This window comes from Mycobacteroides sp. H003, from assembly GCF_001440135.1.
In the GTDB taxonomy this organism is placed as follows: Bacteria; Actinomycetota; Actinomycetes; order Mycobacteriales; family Mycobacteriaceae; genus Mycobacterium; species Mycobacterium gwanakae.
Genome location: NZ_LJYL01000011.1, coordinates 210,364 through 230,428 on the forward strand (window position 1 = coordinate 210,364; position 20,065 = coordinate 230,428).

At 64.3% G+C, this 20,065-nt stretch carries 23 protein-coding genes and 1 tRNA gene; 13 read left to right on the top strand and 11 right to left on the bottom strand.

The annotated features are described in order from the left end of the window. Nucleotides 1–32 precede the first annotated feature (32 nt). The gene (locus AOT87_RS09745; protein ID WP_198528434.1) at nt 33–440 is read right to left on the bottom strand and encodes a helix-turn-helix domain-containing protein; all 408 of its coding nucleotides are present in this window, start codon (nt 438–440) and stop codon (nt 33–35) included. A 131-nt stretch (nt 441–571) separates the two neighbouring features. On the opposite strand from AOT87_RS09745, the gene AOT87_RS09750 reads away from it, so the two are divergent. The 4 genes from AOT87_RS09750 to AOT87_RS09765 all read left to right on the top strand — a co-directional run bounded on the left by AOT87_RS09750 (nt 572) and on the right by AOT87_RS09765 (nt 3,740). Next, nucleotides 572–1,282 carry an SDR family NAD(P)-dependent oxidoreductase gene (locus AOT87_RS09750; RefSeq protein ID WP_070940489.1) on the top strand — a complete coding sequence of 237 codons (711 nt, stop codon included), beginning with the start codon at nt 572–574 and terminating at the stop codon, nt 1,280–1,282. A gap of 68 nt (nt 1,283–1,350) precedes the next feature. Further along, nucleotides 1,351–1,791: an OB-fold domain-containing protein gene (locus AOT87_RS09755; protein ID WP_030097764.1), complete on the top strand. Its 441-nt coding sequence runs from the start codon at nt 1,351–1,353 to the stop codon at nt 1,789–1,791. Further along, nucleotides 1,788–2,993: a lipid-transfer protein gene (locus AOT87_RS09760; RefSeq protein WP_057969091.1), complete on the top strand. Its 1,206-nt coding sequence runs from the start codon at nt 1,788–1,790 to the stop codon at nt 2,991–2,993. Before AOT87_RS09755 ends, AOT87_RS09760 begins: the two co-directional genes overlap by 4 nt. A gap of 39 nt (nt 2,994–3,032) precedes the next feature. After that, nucleotides 3,033–3,740, top strand: coding sequence for a TIGR02206 family membrane protein (locus AOT87_RS09765; RefSeq protein WP_057969023.1), 708 nt, complete (start codon nt 3,033–3,035; stop codon nt 3,738–3,740). Here AOT87_RS09765 and AOT87_RS09770 read toward each other — a convergent pair. From AOT87_RS09770 to AOT87_RS09795, 6 genes are all read right to left on the bottom strand, one after another. Next, nucleotides 3,722–4,447, bottom strand: coding sequence for an ABC transporter ATP-binding protein (locus AOT87_RS09770; protein WP_030097761.1), 726 nt, complete (start codon nt 4,445–4,447; stop codon nt 3,722–3,724). The two genes, AOT87_RS09765 and AOT87_RS09770, sit on opposite strands and share 19 nt — an antisense overlap. Continuing rightward, nucleotides 4,448–5,395 (bottom strand): ABC transporter ATP-binding protein, encoded by a 948-nt coding sequence (locus AOT87_RS09775; RefSeq protein WP_057969024.1) that lies wholly within the window; start codon nt 5,393–5,395, stop codon nt 4,448–4,450. After that, on the bottom strand, nt 5,392–6,564 hold the full coding sequence (locus AOT87_RS09780; protein WP_057969025.1) for a branched-chain amino acid ABC transporter permease: 1,173 nt from the start codon (nt 6,562–6,564) through the stop codon (nt 5,392–5,394). The genes AOT87_RS09775 and AOT87_RS09780 overlap by 4 nt, the downstream gene beginning before the upstream one ends. Then, complete coding sequence (locus AOT87_RS09785; protein WP_030097758.1) at nt 6,561–7,631, bottom strand: branched-chain amino acid ABC transporter permease; 1,071 nt, start codon at nt 7,629–7,631, stop codon at nt 6,561–6,563. The genes AOT87_RS09780 and AOT87_RS09785 overlap by 4 nt, the downstream gene beginning before the upstream one ends. Nucleotides 7,632–7,661: 30 nt before the next feature. Continuing rightward, nucleotides 7,662–8,846 carry a branched-chain amino acid ABC transporter substrate-binding protein gene (locus AOT87_RS09790; RefSeq protein ID WP_030097757.1) on the bottom strand — a complete coding sequence of 395 codons (1,185 nt, stop codon included), beginning with the start codon at nt 8,844–8,846 and terminating at the stop codon, nt 7,662–7,664. Between the two features lie 97 nt (nt 8,847–8,943). Next, nucleotides 8,944–9,561 carry an ANTAR domain-containing response regulator gene (locus AOT87_RS09795; protein ID WP_057969092.1) on the bottom strand — a complete coding sequence of 206 codons (618 nt, stop codon included), beginning with the start codon at nt 9,559–9,561 and terminating at the stop codon, nt 8,944–8,946. 124 nt (nt 9,562–9,685) lie between these two features. On the opposite strand from AOT87_RS09795, the gene AOT87_RS09800 reads away from it, so the two are divergent. Beyond that, nucleotides 9,686–9,762, top strand: a tRNA-Leu gene (locus AOT87_RS09800). Nucleotides 9,763–9,849: 87 nt separating this feature from the next. Then, nucleotides 9,850–10,389, top strand: a complete 540-nt coding sequence (locus tag AOT87_RS09805) for a hypothetical protein (protein WP_070947524.1) — start codon at nt 9,850–9,852, stop codon at nt 10,387–10,389. A 6-nt stretch (nt 10,390–10,395) separates the two neighbouring features. Here AOT87_RS09805 and AOT87_RS09810 read toward each other — a convergent pair whose 3' ends face one another. Further along, complete coding sequence (locus AOT87_RS09810; protein WP_030097754.1) at nt 10,396–10,764, bottom strand: hypothetical protein; 369 nt, start codon at nt 10,762–10,764, stop codon at nt 10,396–10,398. Between the two features lie 147 nt (nt 10,765–10,911). Here AOT87_RS09810 and AOT87_RS09815 point away from each other — a divergent pair, with 147 nt between their 5' ends. From AOT87_RS09815 to AOT87_RS09835, 5 genes are all read left to right on the top strand, one after another. Then, entirely contained in the window at nt 10,912–11,388 is a 477-nt protein-coding gene (locus tag AOT87_RS09815) for a nuclear transport factor 2 family protein (protein WP_057969026.1), read from the top strand. A 73-nt stretch (nt 11,389–11,461) separates the two neighbouring features. Continuing rightward, complete coding sequence (locus tag AOT87_RS09820; RefSeq protein WP_057969027.1) at nt 11,462–12,724, top strand: class I SAM-dependent methyltransferase; 1,263 nt, start codon at nt 11,462–11,464, stop codon at nt 12,722–12,724. Next, on the top strand, nt 12,721–13,509 hold the full coding sequence (locus tag AOT87_RS09825) for a glucose-1-phosphate cytidylyltransferase (protein WP_030097751.1): 789 nt from the start codon (nt 12,721–12,723) through the stop codon (nt 13,507–13,509). Before AOT87_RS09820 ends, AOT87_RS09825 begins: the two co-directional genes overlap by 4 nt. After that, nucleotides 13,506–14,189 carry a PIG-L family deacetylase gene (locus tag AOT87_RS09830; RefSeq protein ID WP_057969093.1) on the top strand — a complete coding sequence of 228 codons (684 nt, stop codon included), beginning with the start codon at nt 13,506–13,508 and terminating at the stop codon, nt 14,187–14,189. Before AOT87_RS09825 ends, AOT87_RS09830 begins: the two co-directional genes overlap by 4 nt. Beyond that, a complete protein-coding gene (locus AOT87_RS09835) occupies nt 14,186–15,211 on the top strand; it encodes an SDR family oxidoreductase (protein WP_057969028.1) in 1,026 nt (341 codons plus the stop codon). Before AOT87_RS09830 ends, AOT87_RS09835 begins: the two co-directional genes overlap by 4 nt. A gap of 5 nt (nt 15,212–15,216) precedes the next feature. On the opposite strand, the gene AOT87_RS09840 is transcribed toward AOT87_RS09835, so the two are convergent. After that, nucleotides 15,217–15,774, bottom strand: a complete 558-nt coding sequence (locus tag AOT87_RS09840) for a dTDP-4-dehydrorhamnose 3,5-epimerase family protein (RefSeq protein WP_057969029.1) — start codon at nt 15,772–15,774, stop codon at nt 15,217–15,219. A 33-nt stretch (nt 15,775–15,807) separates the two neighbouring features. Here AOT87_RS09840 and AOT87_RS09845 point away from each other — a divergent pair, with 33 nt between their 5' ends. Next, nucleotides 15,808–16,893 carry a class I SAM-dependent methyltransferase gene (locus AOT87_RS09845; RefSeq protein ID WP_324612962.1) on the top strand — a complete coding sequence of 362 codons (1,086 nt, stop codon included), beginning with the start codon at nt 15,808–15,810 and terminating at the stop codon, nt 16,891–16,893. On the opposite strand, the gene AOT87_RS09850 is transcribed toward AOT87_RS09845, so the two are convergent. Further along, nucleotides 16,890–17,924 carry a glycoside hydrolase family 6 protein gene (locus AOT87_RS09850; RefSeq protein WP_157859007.1) on the bottom strand — a complete coding sequence of 345 codons (1,035 nt, stop codon included), beginning with the start codon at nt 17,922–17,924 and terminating at the stop codon, nt 16,890–16,892. The two genes, AOT87_RS09845 and AOT87_RS09850, sit on opposite strands and share 4 nt — an antisense overlap. A 42-nt stretch (nt 17,925–17,966) precedes the next feature. Between AOT87_RS09850 and AOT87_RS09855 the strand changes: the two genes are divergently transcribed. Then, nucleotides 17,967–19,061, top strand: a complete 1,095-nt coding sequence (locus AOT87_RS09855) for a glycosyltransferase family 4 protein (protein ID WP_057969031.1) — start codon at nt 17,967–17,969, stop codon at nt 19,059–19,061. Here the strand turns inward: AOT87_RS09855 and AOT87_RS09860 are convergent. Beyond that, nucleotides 19,026–20,060: a glycosyltransferase family 4 protein gene (locus AOT87_RS09860; protein ID WP_109398586.1), complete on the bottom strand. Its 1,035-nt coding sequence runs from the start codon at nt 20,058–20,060 to the stop codon at nt 19,026–19,028. The genes AOT87_RS09855 and AOT87_RS09860 overlap by 36 nt on opposite strands. Nucleotides 20,061–20,065 lie beyond the last annotated feature (5 nt).

The window sequence follows — 20,065 nt, forward strand, 5'->3', positions numbered from 1 at the left end:
CCTCCTACCCTAAGCAACGGGTGCGACAGCACCTACGACCCCGATGCGTTATCCAGCGCAGCGTCGAACACGGCTCGGTGACCACGGATCTGCACGTGATGGGTGCGTGCCCAGAGCACCAACGCGGCGGAGACGCCGTGCAGGTCGATTCCCAGCGGTGTCAGCGCGTATTCGACTCGAGGTGGCACTTCGGCGAACGCGGTGCGCGTGACGAGGCCATCGCGGCGTAACAGCATCAGCGTGCGGGTGAGCATGCGCTGCGAGATGCCCGGAATGGCCTCGTGCAGCTCGGTGTATCGGCGCGGGCCATCGTGCAGGGTCGCGATGATCAGCACGCTCCACTTGTCGCCCACGCGGTCGAGAACCTCTCGAATGAATTCACCTTCGGCCAGCCCTACCCCGGCACAGATGCTCGGCGACGTGGGGCCGACGGAGGTCATGTCGAGCTCGGTCATCACGCACATCCTTGTTCGCGGGCGCACACGTGTGTGCCTTTTGTAGGAGGTCCAAAACATCTCCATGATGGTGCTACGCACATATCAGAAGAAATGATATGACCTGGAGGTTAGTCATGGACAGAACAATGCTGGTGTTGGGTGCCGGCAGTGGCACCGGAGCAGCGGTGGCGCGGCGGTTTGGGCGCGAAGGATTCCACGTTGCGGTGGTCGGCCGCCGACGCGAACCACTCGATACTTTGGTGGCAGACCTTGCGGAAAGAGGAGTGAGCGCGACCGCGTTTTCCGTGGACCTCACCGATGACATCCGCGTCGAGGAACTTCTCACGGCAGTCGACACCGCATTGCCGCCGATCGAGGCGATTTACTACGGCCCCTCGTCGCCGGTGGCATTCACCCCGGCGCGCGATCTCACCGCGGCCGAGGCCGACCATTACTGGGCGCTGTTCGTGCGGCCACTGATCCGCACGGTGACCGCCGCGCTGCCGGGGATGATTGACCGGAAACGCGGAACGATCCTGGCCACCATCGGCGGTACTGGGGCCAGGGCGAGGCCGGAGATGAGTGGGCCCGGTCCGGCTGCCGCCGCGGCACGAAACTATCTGCAGGGCTTACATTCTGAGATGGCGCCACGCGGCGTGTACGTCGGGCTGCTGACCATCGGGGCCCTCATTCTCGGCAGTGAGATGGCGGCCATGACACCCGGGGACGCCCACGGGTTTCCGACGGTCGAATCGGCGGCGCTGGCTGAGCACCTGTGGGGTATGTCAACTGTGCGCAGCACGTTCGAGAATTTCGTGCCTGCGGACTCGGCCTTCCAGCCCTGATCCCGCTGTGCGGGACACAAAACTGACACACGTTTCAATTCGTTCGCGAGCATGGGTAATCTGACCGGGTGCCTACAGATCAAGCCCCCGCCGTCGACGGTTGGTTCGATACCGACGAATCCGGCCAACCGCATTTGATTGGCGGCAAGTGCACACAGTGCGCCACCATCGTGTTTCCGCCGCGCGCCAACAACTGCCCCAACCCGGCCTGTGACAGTGACGTGCTGGATCAGGTGCCGCTGTCATCGCGCGGCACGGTCTGGAGCTACACCGAGAACCAGTACGCACCGCCTCCCCCGTATCCGCCCTCTGATCCATACGAGCCGTACGCGATCGCCGCGGTCGAGCTGGCGGCCGAGGGCATCATCGTGCTGGGCAAGGTCGTCGCCGGCACCGGCGCCGCGGATCTGAAGGTTGGCCAGCCGATGGAACTCGCCCTGGAGCCGCTGTACACCGACGACGAGGGTGTCGAGCGGCTGGTCTACGCATGGAAGAAGGTTTCCGCATGAGCCGCACCCCGGATCCCGTCTACATCCTTGGCGCGGGCATGCACCCATGGGGCAAGTGGGGTCGCGACTTCACCGAGTACGGCGTGGCGGCCGCCCGCACCGCGCTTCAAGACGCCGAACTGGATTGGCGCCAAATTCAATTCGTCGCCGGAGCGGACACCATCCGAAACGGCTACCCGGGCTTCATCGCCGGTTCGACCTTCGCCCAGAAGCTGGGATGGAACGGTGTGCCCATCAGTTCGACCTACGCGGCCTGCGCCAGTGGTTCACAGGCGTTGCAGAGTGCGCGCGCTCAGATCCTGGCCGGATTCTGCGACGTGGCGCTAGTCATCGGGGCCGACACCACCCCCAAGGGCTTCTTCGCACCGGTAGGCGGCGAACGCAAGGCCGACCCGGACTGGCAGCGTTTCCACCTCATCGGAGCCACCAACCCGGTGTACTTCGCGATGCTGGCCCGGCGGCGGATGGACCTCTACGGCGCGACCGCAGAGGATTTCGCCCAGGTGAAGGTCAAGAACTCCCGGCACGGCCTGAACAACCCGAACGCGCGGTTCCGCAAGGAATCCTCGGTGGAGGATGTGCTGGCCAGCCCGGTGGTGTCGGATCCGCTGCGGCTACTGGACATCTGCGCGACCAGCGACGGCGCCGCGGCCCTCATCGTGGCCAGCGCCGACTTCGTGAAGAAGCATCTCGGTTCGGTCGAAGGCGTGCCCTCGGTGCGCGCCGTCGCAACCATCACCCCCAAGTATCCGCAGCATCTTCCCGAACTCCCCGATATCGCAACCGATTCCACCGCGGTGGTGCCGGCGCCCGATCGCGTCTTCAAGGACCAGATCGTTGACGCCGCGTACGCGGAGGCCGGTATCGGCCCCGAGGACGTGAGCCTTGCCGAGGTGTACGACCTCTCGACGGCCCTGGAGCTGGACTGGTACGAGCACCTGGGCCTGTGCGCCAAGGGTGAGGGTGAGCAGCTGCTGCGCAGCGGCGCCACGACGGTCGGCGGCCGGATCCCGGTGAATGCCTCCGGTGGTCTGGCCTGTTTTGGCGAGGCCATTCCGGCGCAGGCCATCGCGCAGGTGTGCGAGCTGACCTGGCAGCTGCGCGGGCAGGCCGGTGACCGGCAGGTCGAGGGTGCCCGGGTTGGGATTACCGCAAACCAGGGCTTGTTCGGCAACGGCTCGTCGGTGATTGTGGCGCGCTAGCGGCGCTCACCTACGATCGCGGGGCGTTAGCCTCAAGCGATGGTGCGACAGTTCCACGCGTACGGTCCGTCGCACTGGGTGATTCTGGCCGTATTCGTGCTCGGCGCAGGGCTCTTGGTGTGGCAGGGGCGTCGGCTCACCGATACCCCAGCCCGCCTTCTGGGGCGGGTGCTCGGCGCCGTGACCGCGATCATCTATGCCGCCATACTGATCGCGGGATGTATCCCCCCGCGCATCGAGGCCTCGGTGCCTCTGCGGCTGACCGACCTGGCGACCGCGGTCGCCGCCTATGCGCTGTGGTCCCAGCGCACTTGGGCGTATGCGTTGACCTACTACTGGGGCCTGGTGCTCAGCAGCCAGGCGTTGATCTCCCCCGTGCTGACAGGTCCCGACTTCCCGGGGCGGGGGTTCCTGGCGTTCTGGTCGATACATCTGCTCGTGGTGTGGGCGGCCATCTATCTCACCTGGGGGCGGGGCATACGCCCTACCTGGCGCAGCTATCGCATGACCGCCATGGTCACATTGTCCTGGGCTGTCTTCACCATGGCCTTCAATGCTGTCGTCGGGTCAAACTATGGATTTCTCAATCAGAAACCCTCGACCGCAAGTCTTTTCGACCTGATGGGTCCATGGCCGTGGTACGTCGTCACCGCGACCGTACTGGTCCTGACGGTCTGGGCGCTGATGACCTGGCCGTGGCAGCGATCGCTGGCTGAAACCGGTGAACCTCAGACCACGCCGAGATAGGCGGAGCGAATGCTGTCGTCCTGCAGTAATTCTCGCCCGGCACCGGACCGCACGACCGATCCGGTCTCCAGAATATAGGCGTGGTCCGAACGGCTCAGTGCCTGCTGTGCGTTCTGCTCGACCAGAACCACCGTCGTCCCCGAGGCGTTGATCTCCTCGATGATGTTGAAGATCTTCGTGATCAGCAGCGGGGCCAGACCCATGGAAGGCTCGTCGAGCAGAAGGATCTTCGGCCTGGCCATCAGGGCACGTCCAATGGAGAGCATCTGCTGCTCGCCGCCGGAGAGCGTGCCGCCCTCTTGGTGCCGACGCTCGGCCAGCCGCGGGAACAACGCGTTGATCCAGTCGAGACGCTCCCGGCGCTCCGCCCTGGACTTGAATTTTCTTCCGTAACATCCCATTTCGAGGTTCTCGGCGACGGTCATGCCGGGGAAGATTCCGCGCCCTTCGGGGGCCTGCACGATCCCTGCTTTGACGCGCTTGTGCGCCTTCATCTTCGAGATGTCCTGGCCCTCGAAGAAGATCGTCCCCGAACTCAGCGGCACCAGACCCGAGATGGCGCGCATCGTGGTCGATTTACCGGCGCCATTCGAACCGAGCAGGGTGACCAGCTCGCCCTCCCGGACATCGAAGGACAGCGTGCTCACCGCCTGGATCGGACCGTAGTGGACCCCGACGTTGTTGAGTTTCAGCTGTACGGGAGGCATCTACCTCTCGCTTTCGGTATCGGGTGCGGCCGAATCGAGCCAACCGGGATCGGGTCCGTGGAACTCCTCATCGGCCACTCCGAGGTACGCCTCGATGACCGCCGGATCGTTTCGTACCTCGGCGGGCAGGCCGTCGGCGATCTTCCTGCCGAATTCGAGCACCACGATGCGGTCCGTGACGCCCATGACGAGCTTCATGTCGTGTTCGATGAGCAACACCGTGTAGCCGTAGTCCCGGATGCGCTGGATCAGCTTGATCAGCGATTCCTTCTCGCTGGGGGTGAATCCGGCGGCCGGCTCGTCCAGGCAGAGCAGTTTGGGTTCGGTCGCCAGCGCCCGCGCTATCTCGAGTCTGCGCTGGCTGCCATACGGCAGCTCCTTGGCCTTGACGTCGGCTACATCGGCGATGCCGACGAAGTCGAGTAGCCCCAGCCCCACATCGACGGCGTAGTGCTCCTCGCGGCGATGCCGCGGGGTTCGCAGCAGCGCGCCCAGCACCGACGTCTTGTGCCGGGCGTCGGTGCCGACCGCGACGTTCTCCAAGGCGGTCATCTCGCCGAACAGCCGGATGTTCTGGAAGGTCCGGGCGATCCCACGCCGGGTGATCTGGTGGCGCCGCAGCCGGCGCAGTGGCTTCCCGTCGAACACGATGGCGCCCGATGTCGGCTTGTATACCCCGGTGATGGCGTTGAAGCAGGTCGTCTTGCCCGCACCGTTGGGGCCGACCAGCCCGAGGATTTCCCCGCGCCGAATATCGAAGCTGACCCCGTCGAGGGCTTGCAGGCCACCGAATTTGAGCGTCAGTTCCTTGACCTCGAGCAGCACTTCTGCCTCGGCGGAATCGGCCTCGTCCGGGGCCTCCCCGGCGAGGTCAACCGCGGTGCCGGAGTCAATGAGTTCGTCGACTTCCGGTGCGGCCCCTGTGCTGGTCTCGTTGTGCTCGGTCATGCCGTGGTCTCGGCTTCCTCGGGCTTCTTGGCGCCAATCCGCTCAGTTGCCTTGCGCCAGTAGGCCATCAGTTTTTGGTGGGCCGGGAACAGGCCCTGCGGCCGGAAGATCATCAGGACAACCAGCGCCAACCCGAAAAACAGGTACTTCAGATTGCCGAGGTCGACACCCTGCACCTGCACGCCGAGAAGGCGATTGGGCAGGTAGACGATGATGAACGCGCCGAAGATCACGCCAAGCTTGTTACCCTGCCCACCGAGGACGACGGCGCACAGGAACAGCATCGAGTTGATGATGTTGAAGGTGGGCGATGCCACGTATTGCACCTGGCCTGCGTAGAGGGCGCCGGACAGTCCGCCGATGCTGGCGCCGATCACGAAGGCCCACAGCTTGAACCGGAACGTGGGAACCCCCATCATCTCGGCGGCGTCCTCGTCCTCCCGGATGGCCACCCACGAGCGGCCGACCCGGCTGCGCTCCAGATTGCCCATCAGTATCAGCACCACCGCGATCAGACAGAGTCCTAGCCAGTACCACCACACCCCGTAGTTCAGGTGGCCACCGGAATTGCCGCTGGAAAAGACGCCACCACGGACGTACTGCTCCCCCACGTGCGGATAGGCGATCTTGTGTAGACCGCGGGGGCCGTTGGTGACCTCCAGGTTATCGGCCAGCAGGCGGATGATCTCGCCGAATCCCAACGTGACAATGGCCAGGTAATCACCCCGAAGGCGCAGCGTGGGGGTGCCCAGCACCAGACCGAAGAAGGCGGCGATCGCGACCGCGATGGGCAGACACGACAACCAGGCCCAGCTCGAGCTGAAGAAGGCCGATGTCCCCATGCGATTCCAGGGACTGTCGGGACTGGTCAGCAATGCGACCGTGTACGCACCGATGGCGTAGAAACCGACGTACCCCAGGTCGAGCAATCCAGCTTGTCCCACAACGACATTCAGGCCTATCGCGATGAGCGCCACCATAGCGAACTGGGCCATTACCCCGCCGAAGCTGGTATTGGGAGTGTTCAGGTACGGAATCTTCCACACCGGAAGCAGTGCCATGAGCGCGAATCCGATGAGCCCGTACACCCACTGGACCGGACGGGCCAGCTCGGACCACCATCGGCGTATCGAGTCGCCCGGCGCCAGGGCGCGTGCTGCGGTGGTCATGCTTTCGCCCGCCCTAAGCTCTCACCGAGAATGCCGGTGGGCCGGAACATGAGCACGAGCACCAGCAGGACGAAGGCCACCACATCGCGCCACTGGGTGCCGAACACCGCTTGCCCGTAGTTCTCCATCACGCCCAGCAGCAGGCCCCCGAGCAGCGCTCCGCGCAGATTGCCGATACCGCCGAGCACCGCGGCAGAGAATGCCTTGATGCCCAACAGGAATCCGCCGGAGTAGATGATGCCCTGCGGAACTTTGAGCGTGTACAGCAGTGCGGCGGCCCCGGCCAGCAGACCACCGATGATGAAGGTCGTCATGATGATGCGTTCGCGAGATACACCCATCAGCGTCGCCGTCGTGGGGTCCTGTGCGACCGCCCGAATACCGCGCCCAAACTTGGTGTGATTGATCGCGACATCGGTGATGAAGGCCAGCACCAAGGCCGCTGCCACGACGACCAGGGTGACGTTGGTGATCGTGGCCTGGAACGGAATGTGGCGGCCGCCCACATCAAATGGGCCGAAGGTCCATACCGGCCTGGGCGTCACCAGCCGGATTGGCTGTTGCGCGTTGCTGCCGCCGTAACCCTTGAGGATCTTCGGCAGCACGAAATGCACGAATTCCTGGATAACGAAAGACATCCCGATGGCGGTGATGAGGAACGTCAAGGGCCGTGCGCCACGGCGACGCAGCGGGCGGTAGGCGACCGCTTCCAACCCCAGCGCTGTGGTGGCCGATACCGCCATGGCGATGAGCATGGCGACACCGAGGTACAGCACGGTGAGCGAGACGCCCTTGTTATAGGCATTGCCGCCGGGCGAGAACCCGAGCACGACATCCAGGGCGAAGTACGCCCCGAACATGCCCAGCATGAACACCTCGGAATGCGCGAAGTTGATCAGACGCAACACCCCGAAGACGAGCGTGTAACCCACCGCGACCAACGCATAGATGGCGCCCCACGCCAAACCGTCGATCGTCAGCTGACCGATGCTGTTCCACAGTCCGTGCAGATCGAATGAAATTGTGCTGGCCTGCACATCTGTTTGTGCCATCCACCCCGAAATCATTTGCGGCTGAGCCTAGTCCCCTCGTATGTCCTACGTGACCTTATACACCCAGATAAGTGTCGAGGTTAGCTCTCCGTTCTCGTTCCACTTGTATTCACGCGCCACACCCTGCCCCTGGTAATTCCTGACCCAATCAAGCAACCCCGCTCGGGTGGTCTTTCCGGCGTCGATGCCTTTGACCAGGATGGTGGCCAGGTCGTACCCCTCGGTGCTGTAGGTGCCCGGTTCCTGCTGGAACTTGGCCGTGTACTCCTTGGAGAAGGTGTCCGAAGCCGGTCCGCACGGGCAGGACAGCAGTGCGTCCTTCGCGGAATCACCGGCCTGTTTGACGAACTCCATATCCTTTGCCCCGTCCGCGGACACAAATGTCGCGGTCACTCCGGCATTACGCAGCTGCTGGACCAAGGGAGCCGCCTCGGCGTAGTAGCCACCGAAGAACACCGCGTCCGGTGCGGCGTTCTTGAGCTGCGTGACCGCCGCGGAGAAGTCCTTGTCCCCCTTCTTCACCGAGGCATTGCAGTCGGTCCCGAGCGTCCCGCGAACCGCGTTGGCAAGCCCGGATCCGTAGTCGGTGCTGTCGTCGATGACGCAGATCTTCTTGTACCCGAGCGTTTTCTTGAGGTAGTTGGCGACAGCGGGACCCTGCACGCCGTCATTGGCAAGCCCGCGGAAGAACGTCTTCCAGCCCTGCTGGGTGAGCGTCACGTTCGTGGCCGAGGCGGTCGTGGAGACCAGACCTGCCTCGCTGAAGATCTGGCCCGTCGACTTCGTCTCCCCCGAGAACCCCGGCCCGATCAGTCCGACGATGGTGGGGTCGCCGATGATTTGCGGGGCAATGTTGCTCGCGTTCTGCGGCAGGCCCTCGGTATCGAACTCGCGGAGTTTGATCTGGCATCCGGGATTTGCGGCGTTGTGCTTGTCGACGGCGAGTTTCGCCCCGTCGAGGATATTGATCCCGAGCGCGGCATCGGGACCGTTGAGCGCACCGGCCATCGCCAGGGAAACGTTGGCGCACTGTGCTTTTCCGTCACCGGCAGGATCGGCCGCTGATTTCACGTTCGACGCGGGCACCTCGGTCCCATCCTGAGCGATCTGCACCAACGGCGAGATCTTCAGGTTGGTCTGATTGGACTCGTCCGACTGAGTGCCGGCGTGACAACCGACCAGGGCGAGGGACACCGCGCCCAGCATGATCACACTCGCGCGTGCACGCACGATTACCTCCGGATGGCTGGGGCTGACAGGTCATAACAAAATCGCTGATCAGAAAACATAGCCAACCGCGGGGCAACGCGCAGTGCTTACCGGAGTTTCAGCTCGGCGCGTCGGTATCGAGTGTTTCCAGCACCACTTCGGCAACGCGCTTCATGGTGGTGCGGCGGTCCATCGCGGCGCGCTGGATCCATTTGAACGCCTCTGGCTCGGACAGGCCCTGGGTCGACTGCAGAACGCCCTTGGCGCGCTCGACCAGCTTGCGGGTCTCCAACCTGTCGGCGAGCGTCTGAACTTCCTTCTCCAGCGCGGTCAGCTCGCCGAAACGGCTCACGGCGACCTCGATGGCGGGTACCAGATCGGTCTTGGAGAACGGCTTCACCAGGTAGGCCATGGCGCCGGCATCGCGGGCCTTCTCCACCAGGTCGCGCTGGCTGAATGCGGTGAGGATCACAATCGGCGCGATGCGCTTGGCGGCGATCTCCGAGGCGGCATCGATGCCATCGCGACGTGGCATCTTCACGTCCATGATCACCAGATCGGGTTTGAGTTCCTGGGCGAGGTCGACGGCTTCTTGTCCGTCCCCGGCCTGACCTACCACGTCATAGCCCTCCTCGTGCAGCATCTCGACCAGGTCGAGGCGGATGAGGGCTTCGTCTTCGGCGACGAGCACACGGCGGGCGGGCGCCGCCGGTTCGGTGTTCTGAGGGCCGGTCATGGCGACCATTGTGACGCATGTGGTCGTGTGTACGGCGATACCCTGGTGAAAGTGATGTTCCCCATCCCTTAAGGTTGGAGGTCGCGCGACTGGCCGTTGGACTCCAAAACGGCAGTAACGCCAGGCCCTCGTATCCCAACTGGCAGAGGAAACGGATTCAAAACCCGTGCAGTGTGAGTTCGAATCTCACCGAGGGCACCAGAAAGACCACGCCATAGCTCCGCGATATGGAGTCCAAACTCGACCAAGGGCGCCGCGAATCGCGGCCGTCATGCTTTGATTCCCCGCATGAACCGAGCAACTGTGGGTGTGCTGACGCTTATGGTGTGCGCTTCTGCGGTCGCAGCGTGCCAAACATCGCCCGGTATTACCCGCATATCGGACACGGCGTCGTCGACGGCCACCACGAAGACCTTCGCCGCCTCGACCATCCCCCGGTCCACCTCCCTCGCGCCGACTGCCAAGGCCGACGCGGATGACCCGGCCAAGCGCATCCGCGATACCTTCCGGAGCCTGCAGAACCCCGTCATCGCCGCCACGAAGGACGGCACCGGCAGCTATGACATCCCGGTAGCGCCCCAACCATCAGCGTCGGGCCCGGCGGCCTACATCGCGGCCCTCTGCACCGGCGGCCCGGCCGTGAACATCGCGCTGGACAACACCCCGATACCCGGCGGCGGCATATGTGGCGACGACCCCAGCAAGCCCGGGGTGATCGTGATGCTTCTTGCCGTGAAGGCAAATCCGGCGGCCCCCCACACCATCAAGGTGCAAGGAGCCGCCGGTCAGCACAGCTGGGTATCGATGGCCTACGGCCAGATGTATTGACCGCGCCTAGCCGACGTCGGTACAGGTGACCCCGGGGTTCTCGCAGTCGGAGCCGGTCTCGCCGGGTGCACTGACCCAGCCGCCGTCATCGTCATGTCCGGGAGCGATATTGGACTCGGGTGGGTTGTTGTCGGAACCGCACACCACCCAGGCGTTCTCGCACTGAGCGCCGGCGCCGCCGGGGAGGTAGCCCCAGCCGCTGTTCCCGTCGTTGCTCGGCTGATCGACCAGCGATCCATGCGACGGCGAGTTGGGTGCGCCCGGAACCGGAGGTGCCGGCGACGGATCAGCCGAAGCCACCGCTCCGAATCCGACGAACGCAGCTGCCAGGACGCCGGCCGCGGGCGCCACGACAAAACGGGTGAATGAGTTCATGGGCACCTCTTCAAAGGGTGGACGAATACAGGACAAATGTACTCCCACACACAGCTTTTGCAGATGACCTTGGCAGGAACCGCACACCATGTCTAACCCCTGCCGATGTCGCACACGACGCCTCGCCGCGTGCTAAGACTGGCCAGCATGACCCCCGAGACCCTCGTCGACATCCACGAGATCACCGAACTCAAGTACCGCTACGCCCGCACCCTCGACAACAAGTTGTGGGACGAGTTCGCCGACACACTCACCGAGGATGTTGAGGCGACCTACGGCACCGCAGTGCACGGCGCGCCCCTCGAGTTCACCTCGCGCACCGGTGTTGTCGACTACATGCGGTCATCGTTGACCACGGACATCACCAGCGTGCACACCATGAGCCATCCAGAGATCGCGGTGGACGGCGACACCGCTACCGGCAGCTGGGCCATGAGCGACGTCGTCATCGTCCCGGCACACAGCGTCCTCATCACCGGGACCTCGTATTACACCGACCGCTACCGCCGCGACGCCGATGGGAAGTGGCGGATCAGCTACATCTCGTACTACCGCCTCTACGAGGCCATGCAGAACACCAACGACATCGGCTTCAACCTGATCGCGAACCGCTGGTCGCAGTAGCGCCGAGAACCGGGTAACCTATCGCCGGGTTTGGAGACATCCGTACTCCACATAGCTGGCATAGGAGAAACCGGTGCGCTGTCGCCTCTGCGACTCGACGGAGCTGCTCAGCGTCGTCGATCTGGGTGCCACCCCACCCTGCCAGAAGTTTCTGCACGCCGATGAGCTGGATCTGCCGGAACCCACTTATCCCCTGCACCTGCGGCTTTGCCGCGACTGCATGTTGCTGCAAATCCCTGCGTTGATTAGCCCTGAGGACAACTTCACCGAGTACGCATACTTTTCGTCGTACTCCGACAGCTGGGTCGATCACGCCCGCGCATACGTCACCAACTCGATTGCGCGCCTGGGACTTTCTCCCGACGCCCCGGATGACTTCATGATCGAGGTGGCTAGCAACGACGGCTACCTCCTACAGCACGCCGTTGCCGAGGGAATCCGCTGCCTGGGCATTGAGCCCTCGGTGAACGTCGGACAGGCGGCGCGCGACAAGGGCGTTCCGACCCTGACGGCCTTCCTCGACGAGGGCACCGCGGCCCGCGTCCGTTCGGAACACGGTCCGGCCCGCCTGGTCGCGGCCAACAACGTGTACGCGCACATCCCTGACTTGCGGGGATTCACGCGGGCCCTGCGGGGGCTCGTTGCCGATGACGGCTGGGTGAGCATCGAGGTACATCACGCGCTCAACCTCATCGAGCTCGGCCAGTTCGACACCGTCTACCACGAACACTTCCAGTACTACACCGTATTAGCGGCTCAAAGAGCGCTCGCTGTAGGCGATCTGGAAGTGGTCGACGTCGAACTGCTTGACACACACGGTGGTTCGATACGGGTGTGGGCGCGCCCTCGCGAATGCCTGCCCGAGATCGCGAAATCGGTCGCCGAGGTCTTGGAGCTGGAACGGCGGGCAGGTCTGCATGAATTGGCCGGATATGAGCGATTCCGTGCGACAACCGAACGAATCCGCCTGGAGCTCTTGCAGTTCCTGCTTACCTGCAAGGCAGAGGGCAAGACCGTCGTCGGCTACGGCGCGCCCGGTAAGGGCAACACGCTGTTGAACTACTGCGGCATCCGCACCGACCTTCTGAGCTACACCGTTGACCGAAACCCCTATAAGCAAGGCATGTTCAGTCCCGGCACCCGCATCCCGGTGCACCCCCCCGAGCGAATCGATGAAGACAAACCCGACGTGGTGCTGGTGCTCCCATGGAACCTGGAAGCCGAGATCACCCAGCAGTTGCGGCACATCGGCGAATGGGGTGGAAGGCTCGTCTACCCCCTGCCGCAGCTACACGTCGTCGAACCCCATATTGAGCCCGAAGGAGCATCGGTATGAAGGTCGTGCTTTTCTGCGGAGGCTTCGGCATGCGCATGCGCAACGGCGCCGGCGATGTGATCCCCAAACCGCTCCAGATGGTCGGACCGCGCCCCCTCATCTGGCATGTGATGAAATACTATGCGTACCATGGACATAAGGAATTCATCCTGTGTTTAGGCTACGGCGCTGAGGCCATCAAGGACTTCTTCCTTGGCTACAACGAAGCGCAATCCAACGATTTCGTCTTGGCCGAGGGCCAGGTGCGGCTATTGAAGTCCGATATCGCCGATTGGACCATCACGTTCGCCGACACCGGCGCCGAATCGCCCATCGGAGAGCGGCTGCGGCGAGTACGTCACCACCTCGGCGACGATCGCTACTTCCTGGCCAATTACGCGGACGTTCTCACCAACGCTCCCCTGGACGATCTGGTGGCCAAGTTCCACGATTCCGGAGCCGCCGCGTCCATGCTCCTGGTTCCGCCGCAATCGTCGTTCCACACCGTGGACGTGAATGACGGTGGATCGATCACCGACATCACCGCCGTCTCCAAGCTCGACATGTGGGAGAACGGCGGCTATTTCGTGCTCTCCCAGGATGTCTTCGACTATCTGCCCGCGGGCGGCGACCTCGTCGAGGATGCCTGCGGGTCGCTGGCCAAAGAGGGCAGGATGTTCGGCTACAAGTTCAACGGATTCTGGAAGCCGGCCGACACCTTCAAGGAACGCGCCGAGCTTGACGAGGGTTACCGCAAGGGCGTGCGCCCATGGATGGTCTGGGAGCAGGAGCCCGCCACCACGTGATCGAACTCAACACCGGAACCGTCGACGAAATCGCCTTGCTGGCAGCACATTGCGACGATATCGCGATCGGCATGGGTGGCACCCTGCTCACGATGGCGACTCGCCGCCCCGGGTTGCGGGTCCGGGCACTCGTGCTGACGGGCGGTGGCACAGAACGAGAATCCGAGGAGCGGGCCGCGCTGACGGCCTTGTGCCCCGGGGCCGAAGTGACCGTCGACGTACTCGACTTTCCGGACGGACGAGCCCCCGCACATTGGAATCAAATCAAGGATGCGCTATCGGCTTTTCGCCGTGAGTCGGGCGCCTCGCTGGTTTTCGCTCCGCAGCGCCGCGACGCCCACCAGGACCACCGGCTACTGGCAACACTGGCGCCCACCGAGTTCCGTGACCATCTGATCCTCGGTTACGAGATCATCAAGTGGGAAACCGATACCCCGACACCCACCGTATTTCAGCCATTGACTGACCACATCGCCCGCAGCAAGGCAGATCTGATCTACGCGCATTATCCGTCGCAACGCCCCCATGACTGGTTCGACCACGAGACATTTCTTGCCGTGGCGCGCGTCCGCGGCGTGCAGTGCCGCCACCGGTACGCCGAAGCGTTCGTACTGGAAAAGGCAACGATCGAACTCGGAGCCGCACCGTCGGCGACATCCCCACTAGGAGCAGCGTTGTGAAGGTTCTCATCACCGGTCATCAGGGCTATCTCGGCACCGTGATGTCGCAGATGGTCGCCGCGGCCGGTCACGATGTGGTTGGTTTGGATTCGGGGCTTTTCGCCGACTGTGTACTGGGGCCGGAACTCGTCGAACCGCCGTCGCTCGCGGTGGATCTTCGCGACGTGACGGTGGACCAGCTGGCAGGCTTTGATGCGGTGATCCACCTGGCGGCACTCTCGAACGATCCGCTCGGCGCGCTGGCGCCGGACCTCACCTATGACATCAACCACCACGCCTCCGTGCGCCTGGCGCAGCTGGCCAAAGATGCTGGGGTCAGCCGTTACCTGTACGCGTCGACATGTTCGGTATACGGCTCGGCCGGTGAGGACCTGGTCACCGAGAGCGCCCCGCTGAAACCCTTGACCCCGTACGCGGAGAGCAAGGTCCGCGTCGAGGACGATGTCGCGGCGATCGCCGACTCCTCCTTTTCGCCGGTGTTCTTGCGTAACGCCACAGCATTCGGGTACTCGCCCCGCCTCCGCGCCGATATCGTGCTGAACAACCTCGTCGGCAACGCGGTTCTCACCGGCGAGGTCCGGGTGCTCTCGGACGGAACGCCATGGCGGCCCCTGGTACACGCCCGCGATATCGGATCGGCATTCCTGGAATGCCTCACGGCCCCCCAGGACGTAATCCACTGTGCGGCCTTCAATGTCGGTACCGAGGAGAACAACCAGACGGTTGCACAGATCGCGGAGGCGGCCGTCGCCGCCGTGCCCAACTCCACGTTGGCCATCACCGGAGAGACGGGTGCGGATCCTCGTTCGTACCGCGTCGACTTCTCTGCGATCCGTGCCGCATTGCCCGGATACCGGGCGCAATGGTCGATCGCGGCCGGCGCCAAGGAGCTCTACGAGCAGTGCGTGGCCGGCAATCTCACCGAATCACTGTTTCGCCAATCCTTCACCCGCCTGGCGCATTTGAAGAATCTGCGTGAGTCCGGAGCAGTAGACGACACGCTGCGCCCGGTCGCGCGGTGACCCGGTCAGCGCCCGGTCAACGCGGCCCAACTGCCCGCCGCGGCATCCTTGGCGCTGATGACGGTAACCGGGAGCGGCCAGTCGATGCCGAGCTGGGGATCGTCATGGGCGACCGAGACGTCCTCGGTGGAATCGTGCGGCCGGTCGATGCGGTAGCAGAGGTCGGCCCACTCTGTCAGCGCTTGATGGCCATGCAATATGCCGGACGGGACGAATAGGTGCGCGAAGGTGGAATCGTCGAGAGTGAAGCTCTGCCAACGTCCGAATGTCGGTGATTGGGGACGTGCGTCGACAAGTACATCGAACACGGCGCCGCGGGCACAGCGGATGAGTTTGCTTTCGCCGAGGCCCGAGCGTCCATGCATACCGCGCAATACCCCTTGGCGTGAACGTGATTGGGAGTCCTGCAAAAAATCGGCGGCCCGCACCGTGGCACCCGCGGCGAGCTGGTACTCGTCGAAGGTGGCGGCGTCGAATGTTCGGGTGAAGAACCCACGGTCGTCCAGGTGTGGCGTGGGTTCCATCAGCAATACGCCGTCGATCTCGGTGGTGTGGATGCGCACTCCGCCATCCTGCCGTACTGAGGAAACGTTGTGGTGCCAACGGTGATTACGTGCCGGTATTGCGGAGGCCGGGGACTGCGCCGGGTGCTGGACCTGGGCGCCGTACCCGCCGCCGATCACTTCCCCGCCGCTTCCAGCGCACCCGAGTCCGACGCCGTACATCCCTTGGCGATGGTGTTGTGCACCGACTGTGGCCTCGCGCAGCTCGATGTCGATGACACGGACACCGAGGAGCCGCGTGCCGTGGAGCCGCAAGCCCTGCGCGATCAGGCAGCCGACGCGGTTGCCCGAGTTGACGCCGCCGGGCTCCTGAGCGGGCGCACCGTCTACGAGTTCACCAGTCCCCATGGCGGCAGCTGGCTGGATCTCGTCTTTTCCAGGGGTTTTGAGTTCGCCCCTGACGGCCCCGCGGACCTGGTGCTGGATAGCTTTGGCATGATGCACGACAAGGACCAGGCCGACGCTATCCATACTCGCGTCCGCCGGACCGCTGCCGAGGGTGTGCTGCTTCTGCAATTCCACTCGATAGCCACGATCCTGGAACTGGGTCAATGGAATTCGCTACGACATGGACATTTCGCCTACTACTCACTCACCGCGCTGCGCCGAATGCTTACCGACGCGGGTATGTCCGTGGTGGCGGTATGGGAGTTCGACTTATACGGCGGCACTCTGCTGGTGGCGGCGCGCCACGGAGACCATCCCCTGCCGCCTGCCGCAGAGCAGATCGTTGCGCGGGAAGAAGCCCGTGGAGCTGTCGATCCGCATCGCTTCGTCGAGCTGCAGCATGAGGTGGACCAGCAGGTGCGGCGCCTCACGCAGTGGCTTGATGAAAGACGTGCATGCGGAGAGCGGGTGTACGCGTACGGAGCACCGTCACGGGCGGTGGCGCTGTTTCATCGTGCCGGACTGACGACGGAGTCGGTGATAGCGGTCGCCGATGCATCTCTTGCCAAGCAGGGACGACGCATGCCCGGAACGGATATCCCGATCGTGTCACCCGAGGATCTGGTGATTGCCGATCCCGACCGGGTGCTGCTCACCCTGCCAGATTTGTATGCGGAAGTCCGCCTGCGCTTTCCGGAGCTGGAAGGCCGCTGGATGACCGGACTGTGCTAGCGCAGTAATACTGACGCCAGCGCCGGGCTGAACTGTCCGCCGGGTGCGTCGGAGGCGATGCCGCAGGGGCCGTTGGAGCTACCCGGCGCGAGGATCCAGAGGTTCATGTCCAGACCGTCGGGTTGTCCCAGCACCACTGGCGATGCACCGAGCATGCGGCCGGCAGGATTGCACCAATCGAAGTTCCAGTCCGGGTTGCCATTCTGCGATGTGTCGACGACATAGCGTGGATCGCGGACACCGAACCACTGCTGCAACGCCGCCCTGATGCGTTGCGCATAGGCGGTGATCTCGGCGGTCGGCGCGAAGGACGACACATTGACGGCGTACCCGACGCGGTCGGAGACGCCCACCTTCGCCAGCAGTGCCGCCATCCGCTCGGGTGTCACCGAACCGGATGAGGTTCCCGCGTCCACGTAGACGCGGGTGTTGACGTTATGGGCCGAGAAGGTCTGCACCGCGTAACGCAACGAACGGATCCGATCGTCAAAATCAGTGCCCTCCAGAGACTGTCGATCGGCGAACCACAGCGCGTCCGGTTCCACTATCAGCACCAGCCGGGTGTCCCCCACCAGTGCGGACACTCGGTCGATCCAGGCTCGATAGATCTGAGGCGTGACGGCGCGGTGAGGCCCGGAGAAGCCGTCATCGCGATCCGGAATGTTGTACAGCGTCAATTGCGCGGTGCCGCCGGCCTCTCGTGCACGCTCGACGATATCGCCGATGTTGCGGCTGTCGTCCTCGTCATTGCCGATGGCCCACATCGCGATTGGGTATCGTGCGATCCGATCCCGGATTGCCTCGGCGCGCGGATCATTGGGGTGATCGCGCACCCACCACTGCACATCGAGCGAGTTCGGCACCAACGGGCCGGTATCGAGCCGGCGAGCCGTCGTGTCCGAGGCATCCGGGTGCTGGAACTTGCTGGAGTCGCGTGCCAGAACCATCGCAGCTACCAGTGCCAACACCGCGAGCGCGGCGGCGCACATCACCGATGAACGGCGGTGTCTGGCCGCGGGCGCACGGGTCACAACGGGGAACGATACCGAGCTGTTGACCTCTACACTTGGCCCGTGTCCAACTCCGCCCCCGGGCCGGCGCCGGTGCGCGTCCTGGCCATCGGGCCTGCCCCCGCGAGTCCTGAGAGCCGCGGAGGTATGGCAACCGTCATGGCGCATATGGCGGCGTTGACTGACCCTGCCGTGACCGTGCGCGTGGTGCCCACCTATGTCGATGCCGCGCGGTGGCGCTGGTTGTGGGTCGGTGTGCGCGGCATGATGGCGTCATCGTGGTTGGTCCTCACCGGGCGCGTTGACGTCCTGCACGTGCACCTGGGCCATGGTGGAAGCGTCGCCCGCAAGGCAATGCCGCTGTGGGCCGCGCGCATCCGTGGAGTGCCGGCACTCATCCATGCGCATAGCTTCGACTTCTGCGGCTGGTACCGGAGTCAGCACATCGCGGTGCAATGCGGTGTGCGGCGAGCACTACCCGCTGATCGGTGGATCATTCTGGGACGCGAACTCGCCGACGAGTACGCGACCTGCCTGCAGCTCGATCCCGCACGAGTGTCCGTGCTGCAGAATCCGGTGCGCATCCCCGACGAGCCTGCGTCCTCGCGCGGCAGCACGGTGACGGCAGTGAGTCTGGGCAGGCTCGGACAGCGCAAGGGCACCTACGACATCATCCGGGCCGCATCCGTGCTGGCGCCCGAGGTTCGTGCGTCACTGCGTATTCACCTTGCCGGCGATGGCGAGGTGGAGGAGGCGCGTGCCGCGGTCACGGCAGCCGATGTCGCGGACGTGATCACCGTGCACGGCTGGCTGGACGCGGCCGCCGGTGCCGAATTGCTCAGTGGTGCAGATATCTTCGTGCTGCCCAGCTATGCCGAGGGGCTGCCCATGGCGCTTCTGGAGGCCATGGGCGCCGCCGTTGCTGTGATCACCTCACCGGTCGGGTCGATTGCCGAGGTGGTGCGCAACGGAGAGAACGGCGTACTGGTGGCGCCCGGCGATGTCGACGTGTTGGCGGCGGCCCTGACCCGGCTGAGCACCGACCAGACGGAGCGGCGCCGGCTGGCGGCCGCCGCGCGCGAGACGGTGCGCGGTCTCGATATCGCGGGCTGGGAGGCGCAGCTAGTGCGGACGTGGAAGTCGCTCGCAGATCGCTAACAACTTGGCGGCGGCGTGATCCGCGGTGAAGTTTTGCGTGTAGTGCGCTTGAGCCTCCCAGCCGAGTCGAGCGGCGACGGCAGGATCGGCATGACGGTCGAACGCGGCGGTGAGTCCGGATGTGTCGTCGCGGTGCAGTGCCACCTCCGCGGGCGGCTGGAATTCCGGCAATGCTCCCTCGGTGGAGACGATGACGTTCACCCCGAGTTGCATCGACAACGTCTGCACACCGCTCTGCGATGCTTGACGGTAGTGCACGACTGATGCCTTGGCCTCTGAAAGAGGTTGCAGCACAGAATCGTAGCTGTACGGTCCGCGAATCCACCGCACCGAGTCGGGTAACGCCCTGCGGATATCGCCGTCACCGATCAGCACCAGGTTATCGCCTTGCCATGCCGGACCATCGACATGCGCCTGCCACGCATCGAGGATGAGGCCGACGTTCTTGTAGCCGTTGAGTCGCCCGACCAGTACGAAATCCCGGCGCCCGCCCGCGGGAACGAAGGGCGGGACCCGTTGCGGGTCCAGATCACTCGTGAGCGGAACCACCCCGACCGGAGATGACTCACGCGCGCTTATCCGCCGTGCGACGTAATCACTGAACGCCACCCGGTGAGCCGTGTTCTTGTCCCACCGGCGGAACGCGGCGCTTCTCCACCGCGGCACCTCTTCGGAGGCGTCGTGCGGCCGATCATCGTGGATGAGTCGCACGCGCGGCAGCCCCGCGCCGAACACCTGCCAACGCGGGTCGCGGACCAGCTCATCGATCACCACGTCTGGCCGAAAGGCCCGGACTTGCGGCACCGTGCGTGCCCATGACACCCAGCCGGCCGGTTCCTTGAGGGACGGCTCCAGGACCAGCTCGTAGTCCCGCGCCGGACCGGATTCCGGATGCTGATCGGAGGTCACCAACAGCACCGCGGCGCCCCGGGCTCGCAGCGCCTCGGCATGCACACGCGCCAAGGGACGCATCCACGGAGACAACCACAGGATTCTCATCCGGC

Excerpts from the sequence above, each read along its gene's own strand:
- AOT87_RS09825 (WP_030097751.1), top strand. The coding sequence starts at position 12,721 with ATGAAGGTCGTGCTTTTCTGCGGAGGCTTCGGCATGCGCATGCGCAAC.
- AOT87_RS09805 (WP_070947524.1), top strand. The coding sequence starts at position 9,850 with ATGAACCGAGCAACTGTGGGTGTGCTGACGCTTATGGTGTGCGCTTCT.
- AOT87_RS09860 (WP_109398586.1), bottom strand. The coding sequence starts at position 20,060 with ATGAGAATCCTGTGGTTGTCTCCGTGGATGCGTCCCTTGGCGCGTGTG.
- AOT87_RS09785 (WP_030097758.1), bottom strand. The coding sequence starts at position 7,631 with ATGATTTCGGGGTGGATGGCACAAACAGATGTGCAGGCCAGCACAATT.
- AOT87_RS09780 (WP_057969025.1), bottom strand. The coding sequence starts at position 6,564 with ATGACCACCGCAGCACGCGCCCTGGCGCCGGGCGACTCGATACGCCGA.
- AOT87_RS09810 (WP_030097754.1), bottom strand. The coding sequence starts at position 10,764 with ATGAACTCATTCACCCGTTTTGTCGTGGCGCCCGCGGCCGGCGTCCTG.
- AOT87_RS09765 (WP_057969023.1), top strand. The coding sequence starts at position 3,033 with ATGGTGCGACAGTTCCACGCGTACGGTCCGTCGCACTGGGTGATTCTG.
- AOT87_RS09770 (WP_030097761.1), bottom strand. The coding sequence starts at position 4,447 with ATGCCTCCCGTACAGCTGAAACTCAACAACGTCGGGGTCCACTACGGT.
- AOT87_RS09745 (WP_198528434.1), bottom strand. The coding sequence starts at position 440 with ATGACCTCCGTCGGCCCCACGTCGCCGAGCATCTGTGCCGGGGTAGGG.
- AOT87_RS09750 (WP_070940489.1), top strand. The coding sequence starts at position 572 with ATGGACAGAACAATGCTGGTGTTGGGTGCCGGCAGTGGCACCGGAGCA.
- AOT87_RS09815 (WP_057969026.1), top strand. The coding sequence starts at position 10,912 with ATGACCCCCGAGACCCTCGTCGACATCCACGAGATCACCGAACTCAAG.
- AOT87_RS09795 (WP_057969092.1), bottom strand. The coding sequence starts at position 9,561 with ATGACCGGCCCTCAGAACACCGAACCGGCGGCGCCCGCCCGCCGTGTG.
- AOT87_RS09775 (WP_057969024.1), bottom strand. The coding sequence starts at position 5,395 with ATGACCGAGCACAACGAGACCAGCACAGGGGCCGCACCGGAAGTCGAC.
- AOT87_RS09760 (WP_057969091.1), top strand. The coding sequence starts at position 1,788 with ATGAGCCGCACCCCGGATCCCGTCTACATCCTTGGCGCGGGCATGCAC.